We start from the raw sequence: 11,861 nt of genomic DNA on the forward strand, positions 1-11,861 counted from the left end.
TTAGTAACAAGGGGATTTTTATAGGCGGCACACGGGATGTGTGCCGCTAGAAATGAACTTCTACTTATTTAACTGGTTTTAGGTCCAGTACGTGAAGTAGACGCTCTGGGATACCAGCCCAAATGTTTGGACGGCCCTTAGGATTTTCTTCGTTCCACCAACCAGTGAAGCGAGTTGTGTTGTATTGGTACATGTAAGCACCAGACATCACAGGGATAGTCACTTGGTCTTGAGCGATGATTTGCTGAATACCGTGAGCGATTTCTAGCTGCTCTTGCTTGTCAGCTGTCTTGTAGAAGCTGTTTAGAAGACCATCTAGCTTGTCGTTCTTGTAGAAGTGCATCGCGAAGCGAGGCATACCGTCACCAGATTGTAGTGCTGAGTTGTAAGCACTGTTCCAGTAAGTGTATGGGTCTGCACCGTGGAAGTAGTTGGTGTACGCAACGTCGTAAGTACCTTCAAGCATTGCTTGGTTGTACACAGAGAAGTCTGGTGTACGAGCACGTGCTTTGATGCCTACTTCTGCAAGTTGCTCAACAGCAAGCTGTACAGTGTTGTTGAAGTCAGTCCAACCGTTTGGAGATTGGATTAGTAGCTCGAAAGACTTACCAGATGGCGTGTCAACGAAACCGTCTTTGTTTACGTCTTTAAAGCCCGCTTTCGCTAGAAGTTTCTTAGCGCCTTCAGCGTTGTAAGAGTTGTAACCCTTGAACTTGTCGTGAGTCTTCTCGTCAGACCAAGCTTCGAATGCGTAGCCAAGACCAGATGCGAAGTCGTTCACTGTACCGCCGCCGTAGAATGCAATATCAATGATAGTTTGACGGTCAAGAGCCATAGAGAATGCGCGACGGAAGTCAACGTTAGTTAGTGCTTCGTTTTTCGCTGCATCTGGGTTCTTGAAGTTTACTACGAACGCTTGAGTACCTGCTGGCGGGTACCAGTAGTGGTGTTTAGGGCTCGCTGCTGCGTAAGTGCGGTCGATGTCTGGAACGAATGAAGAAGTCCAGTCCATTTCGCCGTTAACAATCTTACCTAGGAACTGGTCATTGTTCGCGATTTGAGGAACACGCAGACAGTCAACGTCTAGGTTCGCTGCATCCCAGTAGTTCGGGTTTTCACACTGGATGTACAGTTGAGGGGTGAAAGTGTCGATCACTGTGAATGGGCCAGAACCTACTGGGTTTTCGTTAGTGAATGTTGATGGATCTTTCACTTTGCTCCATACGTGCTTAGGTACAACTGGTACTTTAGCAATTTCGTAAGGAACGTTTGAGTTTGCTTCGCTTAGACGGAACTTAACTTGGTAATCGTTAACTTTCTCTACGCCAGTTACCCAAGAGTTGATACCAGATTGGTCTAGCTCTGGCTTCTCTTTAACTAGGTTGAAAGAGTAAACAACGTCATCAGCGGTAAACGCTTCGCCGTCAGACCATTTTACGCCTTTACGGATATCGAAAGTTACGCTCATTAGGTCGTCAGACATTTGGAAGTTTTCTGCTAGACGGAATACCGGTGTGTTACCGTGCATTTCGTTGAAAACAACTAGTGGCTCGTAGATAAAGTCAGTAGTTGTGTGCAGGTTTGTTGCACCCAAGAAAGGGTTAAAGTTACGAACAAAAGTTGTAAACTCTTTAGGGTGGATAGTCAGTTCACTGCGCTCAGCGGCTGTAGCTACTGATGCAAAACCTGTAGTAGCCGTTGCAATAATTGCTGTTGCTAGTGCTGTTTTTTTAATATTGGCAAGCATAGCTGTTCCTTACTATTTGCTTTCATTTCACTAATGGAATTGAATGTCATCAATTGATAAACACTCTCCAAGGCCCACCTCTTCGCTCCACATTAAATTGGTTTCGCTCTAAGAGTGGCCTGTAGGCCTTAGGCAGGAGTAAGAAAACACCTTATCCACAAAATAATCAAACTCGATTCCCGTTAAAAACGTTAAAAACCGCACCAACTCCGTCATAAACGTCATTTTGTTCGTTTTTAAGCCTGGTAAGGCTAAAAAGTAAACGTTGATATGCGTCGCAGTTTATATCCGCTTTAACTTTGTGTGTTAGTGTTTACTTACTCTTAATCTCTTTTAAATTAATAGTTTTGTGGGCTTGTAATGCTTTGGCGATCTGGCTCACACACGATTTTTTTGTTAATTAACTAGGTGAAATTTAATCTGCCGTTCTGTTGTGATTGACTTCGCAATCTCCATCAAATGTTGGCCTAATTTCCCTTGCTGAGTAAAAAACAGAGGTTTTTAACAGCAAAATTTGGCTGCTGATTATGCTTTTTTTATGAGGGAAAGGAAGTGTTTTTAGAGGACTTTAGGGTAATAAATTACGTTTGTAATTATCCAGAAAGTTGCCGCTCAAATTCGTACGTAGAGGGTGTCTAGAATGGCTTTTTTGATAGCTTGCTTCCAACTCTACATGAACTGATAAAAGATGAGCTAAGTGGGACATGGAGAGTAACTGAGTAGATATAGATTAGAGCCTGAGTGGTCGTCTTGCTATCTAAGTCGGTAAGCGTGAGTTTTGGTCGAATATAAAAAAGCCCCGCTAAATGCGGGGCTGTCATTTGTGTGTTGTGAAGTTAGCTTGTTAAAAGTCTCTGCATTTTGTCGCGCTGAGCTTCAATGTATGCGCGTTCTGGGCTCTGTTCTTTACAGTGCTCCAAGATAAACTCAATCGAGCTTAATACCGTTCTCCAACGTGGTGTTTTAGGTAGTGTCTCGATACGCATGTATTTGTCGAGGGTACGAGTCTGCAAGGTACTGCGGTCTAGGTAAACACGCCACAAGCCACTTTGCTCAGCAAACGCAAACTTGGTCTCTCCGGTAACAGACTCCCAGTATTCCAATGCATGGGTCATGGTATCGACAAGAACCTCACGAAGCAGCTCTTGTTTGTCTTTCTTGTTACCCAAAGCTTTATCTGCTAAGCGTGTAAACTCTCCACCAAGCTCTTTTAGCTTCTGAAGTTGGTCTTTGTCGCCATCGAATGCGTAGCATGAAAGCACTTCAACTGCCGTCTCTAGGTTGTGGATACGAGCAGCGTTAGCACCGCCGCCGACATTAAAGATGTACATCACATCCAAACCAGAGCCTTCTGGAAGTTTTAGAATGTCGGCTTCGATGTTTTGGCGAATATCTTCAATGTAGATATCAATCTTGCCACAGTAGTGAGGTTGCTTAACCGTCAAGAACTTAGGTGCGATCAATTCGTCTGCTGAAGAGCGCTTCAACTGTTCTAAGCTGCGTTTAAACAGCTTACAGGCCGCTTCATTAGCAAAGCGAATGCGTTGGTCTTCACGAAGACAAATAATAGCTTCTGGTGCAGATTCTAGCTGCTCTAGTAATCGCCCTTGGGTCTCCAACAAGCTCGCTTCGACTTCTGCACGTTGGCGCAGCTCCGACTCTAATAACTTGTTTTCGATGTGTCGCATTTCCGCTTTACTTGCCGTTAGGTGCGCCTGAATACGTGCCGCTAGCTCTTGTTTGTTGAATGGTTTTGTCAGGTAATCATTCGCGCCCGCTTCAAAGCCTCTCACTCGGTCCTCTGTTTGGCTTAATGCGGTTAGCATGATGATTGGTAGCTCTGCATGATCGTAAGTTTCACGAAGCTCACTGCACACTTGATAACCACTCATCCCCGGCATCATGATGTCCAATAAAAGCAATTCTGGCTTTTCTTGTTCAATTAACGCCAGCGTTTCTGGACCATCAGAAATCGTGCGAACGCGATAGCCTTCCAACCTTAGGAAGCTTTCTAGAACGCGCAGGTTAACTGGTTCATCATCGGCAACGTAAAGCAATGGACCGTCTGGGTTCTCTGGCAGAGACAAGTCATCGTTGTTCTCAAAATTTGCCTCAGGGATTTGGAAGTGCCCGCGAGCAGCTAGGCTTTGTGTCGCTTGGATCTCTTCTTCACTTGCTAGCGGCAGGGTAAAGCTGAATGTGGTGCCTACCATAGGTTGGCTGCTCACATACAATGACCCGCCCATCAACTCAATAAGTTGACGGCTGATTGATAGACCCAGTCCTGCACCTTGACGGTAGCGGCTCGCGTCTTGGCCTGCTTGAATCAGAGGTTCGAAGATATGTTCTAGATGCTCTGCTGGGATGCCTTGACCTGTATCCACGACTTGCACTCGAACTTGATCGTCAACAACCATTGCTGAAATGACGATCTTACCTTCAGAGGTGTACTTGATGGCATTACCGATCAAATTGTACAGCACTTGTTCTAAGCGCTGAGGATCCGCTGAGACAGCTTTCAAATCTGCAGGCACTTGGTTAATGATGCGGATAGTCTTGTTACCCAATAGGTGACCGGAAAGCTCTAATACTAAGCGTGTGGCACTTGCTAGACTCACTGCTGACTTTTGGATATCCATGCTGCCATAGCGCATCTTGTGGTAATCCAATAAGTCATCAACGAGGTTCGCTAGGCGTTGACCACTCTTGATGATGATGTCCAATTGATATTTCTGGCTAGCCGGAATAGCCCCATTTGCGCCAGATACCAAGGTTTCTGCAATACCAACCATGCCGTGTAATGGCGTGCGAAGTTCATGGGAGGTTGTCGCAAGGAACTCATCTTTCAGCTTATCAGCCAGCTGTAATTCTTCGTTTTGCTTTTGGATCAGCTTGATGTTGCTTTCTAACTCTTCATTTTGCTGCTTGATGGTTTGAATCTTTTCACGAATAGAGCGTTGCATACGCTCAAAGCTGATCGCAAGACGCCCAATCTCGTCTTTTCGTTCGGTGTTAAAGGTCGTTTCATCCAAATCGCCTGCAGACACTTTCTCTGCTGCCCAAGTCAGTTTTAGCAGTGGTGAAGTGATGAAGTTCGATAAGTAATGTGAGGCGATAACTACCAATACGATCGCAATTAACATCGCAATCACAAACAGTTTTTCAAGCTGGTGGACACGCGCAAAGGCTTCTTTTTCAGGAAGTTGCACGACTAGCGCCCAAGTTAGGCCACGAGTTTCAATTGGCGCAAACGCCGCAATCATCTCTTCACCTAAGCGGTTACTGTAAGTACCTACTTCAGTGTCACCGGCCAACGCTTTATCCACGATTTCTAAGCTGTTTTGGATATCTTCTTGTTTGGTATTGATCGTTCTAGGTTTGTGGTCACTACCAACGAGCAAGGTTTCAATGGATGAATCACGGTTAATTTCCGCAATAAGCTTGGTAATGCCGTTATTTGGCAAACGGAACATCGCATAACTGTGGAGGTAGCCTTGCTGAACAATAGGCGCACCTAACCAAGCAACTTGCTTTCCGTTTTCGATATCAAAGTCAGACACCACCACTGGGGTGTAATCTTCATTGACTTTTCGGCGTGCACTGACGTCTTCTGATAAACGTTTAAAGGTACGACCTAACGCCGTCTCTTTATAGCGACCGGTTAGTAGGTTTGTGCCGTAGTTGTCATCTTTATTGATGGAGTACGTGACATTACCGTCAATGTCGACCAACAAAATATCATTGAAATCAGAACGTTTTAGCAGTTCTAGGTATGCCCAATGGTAGCGTTTGTGGAGTAGGCGGTAGCGTTCACTGCCAACATAGTTGGACGATTCCGGCAAAATCGACGTTTTGATTTGATCACCACTGCCTTTGATGTAGCGGTGCTGTGCGTTTTCTCTCGCTTCGTCAATATCGTGCCCTAAACGGCTAAATGCGTTGACTAAGCCGTAGAAGCGTCCGCCACTGGCATAGGCAAGTTCTGAACGTACGAAGCCCATCACTTCCGTTTCTTGCGCAGCGAAGTAGTCAATGATCTGCTGTTGCTTAGTATCACGAACAGAGAGCAGGTGCGATGTACTTTGCTCTTGGAGATCTTTACTGTGTGATTGCAGGAAGAAAATCGCAGTGATCGTCAGGGGCGTAATACTAAGAACCAAAAATGCGGTCATTAGCGTGCTTTGCAGGCGCTTAAATTTCTGCTTTTTGTAGAATTTAAACATGGATAAGATTACAACTCGTTAAAGGGCAGCGACCGATTGGTTGGCGCTTGCCAAGGTTCTCGTTAAAAACGGGCAAGAAGTTAAATTCGATAGAATTAACAAAATTAACGAGTTTTTTTTCTTTGACAAGAAAGTTGATTGCAAAGCGTGGGTAGCGACGCAGTTTTTCTTTGAGTTGTGTAAAATTCAGCAATGGATTGCGCAGGAATTCACCTGCGCAAGGGAGTGTTACGATTTTTTAGCGTAGTAGATAGAGAATTTATTGGTCTTATTTAGCGTCTCGCAATTATTGAATGCTTTCTCAATAATTGGTGGATACTGCAAGAAACTGTTCGCCACAATGACCATCTCACCGTTGGCCGTCATATACTTTGGTGCTTGACCTAACAGAGTTTCTGCTGCGTTGTAGTTTGTGTCTAAGCCACTGTGGAATGGTGGGTTACTGACAATAAAACGGTAGTCTTGAGCCGTGTCTGAGTAGATATCTGAGGCAAAAACACGACCTGATAACCCATTCGCCTCGAGTGTTGCTTGGCTAGAGGTAATGGCATAAGCGTTAATATCACACATCTCAATCGCGATCTCTGGGTTTGCTTGAGCCATAAATGCACCTAGCACACCAGCACCACAACCAAAGTCCAGTACCTTGCCTGAAAGTTTTGGTAAGGTTTCCAGTAGAAGACGACTGCCTAGGTCAAACTCACCATGGCTGAATACGCCAGGTAGACTCTTAACGGTAAGTGATTGTTCACCAAGTGTAATTTCGTAAGATTTAAACCAGTCGGCTTGATTGAAAGGCTTTGGCTGGTTAAGGCAAGTTCCCCAGTAAAATGAACAGCGACGAGCGGTGTCGTACTTCTTCACGGGACCATAGTCTTTGAACATCTTCTCGATGCTTTTTACACCTGAACGGTTTTCACCAACCACAACGATTTCTGTATTGATGCCTAGCTTAGCCATCAACATCGCTAGCAGATATTCCGCCTCAGCTTTAGCTTTTGGCCAGTATAAAAGGACCATGTCCGCTTGTGTTTCAACGTCAAACTCAGAACCAAAATGACTTTTCACTTTGTCAGAGGTTTGAATTTGGCGATAGTAGCTGTAGTTGGAAGTAAACACTTCTACAGATTCGCAATGCTCCACTAACTCTAGCGGGAACAAGTCTTCAACTTCTCCTGTGACTAAAACGTGTTTTCCGTTGAAATACTCAAGTTGGCGCTGAGCAATTTGGCTAGGTGCGATGTAAGCAGACATAAATTAGGTTCATCAGAAATAATTAGGGGCAGATTTTCGCACAATCTGCCCCAAGCTTGAAGTGCTTAAGCGATGACTAACTGTTGTCTTGTTGGTTGAGGAAGTCTTTGAACTCCTCTTCGTAGATATTAAACAGCACCATGGTCACGGCGAAGATCAATGGACCGTAGATAAGACCAATCAAACCAAACAGATGCAGACCACCCAGTAACGAGAAGAAAATCATAAGGGTGTTCATGCCGGCGCTACCTTGCATTAGCAGCGGGCGCAACAGGTTATCAATAGAGCCAACCACGACCACGCTCCACACCGTTAGGAAAATGGCCCAAGTTGTATCACCAGTTAGGAACAAGTAAGCGGCTGCCGGAATCCAAATTAACGCGGTACCAACGACCGGAATGAAAGACGCGAAGCCCATCATCGTGCCCCAGAACAGGCCAGGGAAACCAGCCAACCACATGCCAATACCGCCCGCAAAACCTTGAGCTATCGCGGTCAAGAATGACCCCATAACTGCGGATTTCGATACTTGTTCAATCTCGGTCAGAATCTTGTCTTCTTGGCTACGAGAAAGCGGCAAGATGTGGCGCATTGCTGAGATGATCTTATCGTGGTCACGCAACAGGAAGAACAACACAAACAGCATTAGGAAGAAGTCCATCAGGAAGTTCGTCGCATCACCAAGGATTTTTGCACTGATAGCGACAAGGTTTGAACCAAATGATGTAGCGAATTGACCAATCTTCTCTGCGATAGCTTGAGGTTCTATTTTATCGAAAGGTAAGTACTCATTAACCAGCGCTAAACCTTTGACTACCCAAGGGTGTTGGAAGATATCTTGGATTCCACCATTGGTCACCCACTTATAGGTGTTTTGAGAAAAGACGGAACCTTGCTGAACGATGGCAGCAAAGACAAACAACAATGGAATCACAATAATAAAGGTTAGAACCACACAGGAGAGTAGTGAGACCAAGTTTTTATGGTTAGGCATTTTGCTCTCAAACCACTCATGTATTGGGAACATAAGTAGTGAGATTATAAAGGCCATTACGATTGAGTTTACGTAGGGTTCAACCAATAAATAGCAGGCAAAAGCAGCGGCGAGTAGTGCAACAACTAACACTCGGTGACTCGACGTGATTTTTACATTGTTCGGCATGGGATTAATCCAACTTACGGATGATGTTACGGCTAGCGCTTTATACCACAGCGTCAAACCTTTATTACTTTGCACCCACGATTCTTTCAAGCTTATGACATAGCCGAATTGGGAAGGTGCAACGGACCTTGTTATAATGACCACAAATCAGGCAGTTATCAATCAAGAGATAGAAAAATGGGTTGTTGTAACGGTGACAAGAAGTGTCAGAGTGAGAAGAAAAACAAACGCATACCGTGGTTTGGTATTGTTATCGGTGTACTCGCTATTCTCGTGATTTTTAATTGGCAAGCATAGTTCAGACAATAAAAAAGGACCCTGAAGGTCCTTTTTTGCTTTTGGTGTTCGAGTAAAAAGCTTACTTAGCTTCTTCTGCCAGAATCGCGAAACAGCGATCTGCAGCTTCTAGTGTTGCGTCGATTTCTTTTGAACCATGAGCAAGAGAAGTAAAGCTTGCTTCAAATGCTGATGGTGCAAGGTATACACCGTGTTTTAGCATTAGGTGGAAGAAACGTTTGAAGCGCTCAACGTCGCACTTAGTCACGTCTTCGTAGCACGTTACGGTTTCTTGGTCTGTGAAGAAGAAGCCAAACATGCCGCCCACTTGGTTTACTACCATTGGGATACCGTGTTTCTCAGCAAGAGCTTTGAAGCCTTCAGCAAGCTGTTTTGTTTTCGCCGCAAGACGTTTCTCGTTGCCTTCTTCTTTTAGAAGGTTCAAGCATGCAAAGCCCGCAGCCATCGCCACAGGGTTACCTGAAAGCGTACCAGCTTGGTAAACAGGACCTGTCGGTGCTACGTATTGCATTACTTCTTTACGACCACCGAAAGCGCCCACTGGCATGCCGCCACCTATCACTTTACCTAGAGTCGTTAGGTCTGGTTTGATGTTGTAGTGTGCTTGCGCGCCGCCTAGAGCAACACGGAAACCTGTCATTACTTCATCAAAAATCAGTAGCGCGCCTTCTTGGTCACAGATTTCACGAAGACCTTCGTGGAAACCCTCTACTGGTGGGATACAGTTCATGTTGCCCGCTACTGGCTCAACGATGATACATGCGATTTCGCCTTTGTTTGCTGCGAATAGTTCACGTACTGAATCTAGGTCGTTGAATGTTGCCGTTAGCGTATGCTTAGCAAAATCTGCAGGAACGCCAGGAGAGCTTGGTTGACCTAGAGTTAGTGCGCCAGAGCCCGCTTTTACTAGCAAGCTGTCAGCATGGCCGTGGTAACAACCTTCAAATTTCATGATCTTGTCACGACCAGTGAAGCCACGAGCAAGACGGATAGCACTCATGGTCGCTTCTGTACCAGAGCTCACCATACGGATTTGTTCCATTGATGGCACTAGCTCAGATACGAGCTCAGCCATCGCAATTTCCATCTCAGTTGGTGCACCGAAACTTAGACCGCGTTGTGCTGCATCGATAACCGCTTCACGGATTACTGCGTGGTTATGACCTAGAATCATAGGACCCCAAGAGCCAACGTAATCAATGTACGCTTTACCATCGGCATCAAAAATCAGGGCACCGTCTGCTCGTTCGATAAATAGCGGAGAACCGCCAACGCCGTTGAATGCACGAACTGGTGAGTTCACACCGCCAGGAATGGTTTGCTGAGCCTTTTGATATAGCTCTGATGATTTGGTCATGGGGTTATCCTCTTTTGATTGCTCGGACCAAGTGGAGCGCATTGTACCTAGCTAATCTCAAGTTAGAAACGTTTTGGGTAATTTATGTGTAGTCTGGCGTTGTAATCTTACATATCAGCATCGGATATAAAGAATCGGCGGTGAATACTTGAACGAGTTGGTCAGGTATTGGATAATCGCTCTAATTAGCACAAATTTGACGTCTTGCTTCAGGCTTGACGCATTACACGAGTGAGAGAGGTCTTCGTGAGCGAAGTAAACGTACCATTATCTTTTTCTGATGCCGCGGCATCTCGCGTTCAAACGTTGATTGCGGAAGAAGAAAACCCAGCACTGAAATTACGCGTATACATTACTGGTGGCGGCTGTAGTGGTTTCCAATACGGCTTCACATTTGATGAGAACGTAAATGAAGGCGACACAACAATCGTAAACAGTGGTGTAACACTGGTTGTAGACCCAATGAGCCTGCAATACCTAATCGGTGGCGTGGTTGATTACACAGAAGGTTTAGAAGGAGCTCGCTTCTTCGTCAATAACCCAAATGCGACGACAACTTGTGGTTGTGGTGCATCATTCAGTGTTTAATTAACACGACAACAGGCAGCCAATTGGCTGCCTGAGTTTTACGTAGCAGGAAGTCACGTAAACGCACTCCCAGTTCCAAAGAGAGCTGCGAGTTAAAAATAAAAAGGACTTTGTATGTCTGGATCTTCTTTTGGACGTCGTATTGTAGAGCGTCCATGGCTAGTCTCTCTAACGCTTGTGATCGCTTTAGCTGCTTGGCTCGCAATGGGTCAACTTAAAGCACAAGACGAAACGGTTTCTCCTTCAAACTCTCAATCTGAAGACACACCTGTTGCTAAGGTGATGTTCAACTCTTTTACCGCCCAACCAACCAGCAAAACCATTGAACTGTACGGTCGCACCGCGCCAAATCGACAAGCTCGCCTAGGGGCTGAAGTCGCAGGTAAGATCATCAGTTTGAATGTGCAAAAAGGGCAAAGCGTGAAGCAAGGGCAGGTGATTGCTAATATTGATGAGCGTGACCTCGATATTCAGCTTAAACGCGCCAAAGCGATGCTGCGTGTTAAAGAAAAAGAGTTTAAAGCTGCAGAGTCTCTGAAAAATCGAGGCTTACAGGGGGAGGTTGCGTTTGCCACAGCACAAGCAGCCTTGGTTGATGCACGAGCAAACCTAAGTAACGTTGAAACGGCTCTAAAAAACACTAAAGTAAGAGCGCCTTTCGATGGCATTCTTGACCATAGATTCGTTGAAGTTGGTGACTTTGTTGGTGTTGGCGATCCGATTGCCACCGTTATTGACCTTGAAAAGTTAGTCATCGAAGCGGATGTTAGCGAGCGTCATATTCAGTATTTAAAAGAAGGCCAAGCCGCTGACGTTCGCACTATTAACAACGTTCACCAACAAGGCACGATTCGTTATATCGGACGTGTGTCTTCGACTTCAACCAATACGTTCCCAATTGAGATCGAAATTGAAAACCGTGAGAGTGCAATGCCGGCGGGGATCAGTGCCGAAGTCGTGTTGTCTTTGAGCGAAGTGTTGGCCGTAAAAGTGACCGCAGCCATGCTCGCGCTCGATGAAGAAGGTAACCTTGGCATCAAGACACTGCGTGATCAGCATGTCCATTTTGTTCCTATTCAACTTGTGAAAGCCGAAAAAGATGGCGTTTGGTTGTCTGGATTGGGCGACCAAGTGGACATCATTGTGCTCGGACAAGGTTTTGCGCGTGATGGTGATTTAGTGATGGCGACCAAGGTGGATGACGCCATCGAAGCCGCGAATCAGCAGTAAGGG

The 11,861-nt window shown here is 45.5% G+C and carries 7 protein-coding genes; 2 read left to right on the forward strand and 5 right to left on the reverse strand.

Annotated features, from left to right (window positions below; genetic code table 11):
- Window positions 1-64 precede the first annotated feature (64 nt).
- From A9237_RS11515 to hemL, 5 genes are all read right to left on the reverse strand, one after another.
- Window positions 65-1,747, reverse strand: coding sequence for an ABC transporter substrate-binding protein (locus A9237_RS11515; RefSeq protein WP_020196582.1), 1,683 nt, complete (start codon window positions 1,745-1,747; stop codon window positions 65-67).
- 836 nt (window positions 1,748-2,583) lie between these two features.
- Window positions 2,584-5,970 carry a response regulator gene (locus tag A9237_RS11520; RefSeq protein WP_005439415.1) on the reverse strand — a complete coding sequence of 1,129 codons (3,387 nt, stop codon included), beginning with the start codon at window positions 5,968-5,970 and terminating at the stop codon, window positions 2,584-2,586.
- Window positions 5,971-6,198: 228 nt separating this feature from the next.
- A complete protein-coding gene (rsmC, locus tag A9237_RS11530) occupies window positions 6,199-7,224 on the reverse strand; it encodes a 16S rRNA (guanine(1207)-N(2))-methyltransferase RsmC (protein ID WP_078608211.1) in 1,026 nt (341 codons plus the stop codon).
- 76 nt (window positions 7,225-7,300) lie between these two features.
- Entirely contained in the window at window positions 7,301-8,386 is a 1,086-nt protein-coding gene (locus tag A9237_RS11535) for an AI-2E family transporter (protein WP_009707537.1), read from the reverse strand.
- Between the two features lie 358 nt (window positions 8,387-8,744).
- A complete protein-coding gene (hemL, locus tag A9237_RS11545) occupies window positions 8,745-10,040 on the reverse strand; it encodes a glutamate-1-semialdehyde 2,1-aminomutase (RefSeq protein ID WP_009707535.1) in 1,296 nt (431 codons plus the stop codon).
- A gap of 246 nt (window positions 10,041-10,286) precedes the next feature.
- On the opposite strand from hemL, the gene erpA reads away from it, so the two are divergent.
- Window positions 10,287-10,628: an iron-sulfur cluster insertion protein ErpA gene (gene erpA / locus A9237_RS11550; protein ID WP_005439421.1), complete on the forward strand. Its 342-nt coding sequence runs from the start codon at window positions 10,287-10,289 to the stop codon at window positions 10,626-10,628.
- Window positions 10,629-10,742: 114 nt separating this feature from the next.
- A complete protein-coding gene (locus tag A9237_RS11555) occupies window positions 10,743-11,858 on the forward strand; it encodes an efflux RND transporter periplasmic adaptor subunit (protein ID WP_078608212.1) in 1,116 nt (371 codons plus the stop codon).
- Window positions 11,859-11,861 lie beyond the last annotated feature (3 nt).

It is taken from the genome of Vibrio owensii (genome assembly GCF_002021755.1).
Classification (GTDB): Bacteria; Pseudomonadota; Gammaproteobacteria; order Enterobacterales; family Vibrionaceae; genus Vibrio; species Vibrio owensii.

Bases quoted from the DNA above. Each gene is read 5' to 3' on its own strand.
- A9237_RS11520 (WP_005439415.1), bottom strand. From the start codon at position 5,970: ATGTTTAAATTCTACAAAAAGCAGAAATTTAAGCGCCTGCAAAGCACG.
- rsmC (WP_078608211.1), bottom strand. From the start codon at position 7,224: ATGTCTGCTTACATCGCACCTAGCCAAATTGCTCAGCGCCAACTTGAG.
- A9237_RS11535 (WP_009707537.1), bottom strand. From the start codon at position 8,386: ATGCCGAACAATGTAAAAATCACGTCGAGTCACCGAGTGTTAGTTGTT.
- A9237_RS11555 (WP_078608212.1), top strand. From the start codon at position 10,743: ATGTCTGGATCTTCTTTTGGACGTCGTATTGTAGAGCGTCCATGGCTA.
- hemL (WP_009707535.1), bottom strand. From the start codon at position 10,040: ATGACCAAATCATCAGAGCTATATCAAAAGGCTCAGCAAACCATTCCT.
- A9237_RS11515 (WP_020196582.1), bottom strand. From the start codon at position 1,747: ATGCTTGCCAATATTAAAAAAACAGCACTAGCAACAGCAATTATTGCA.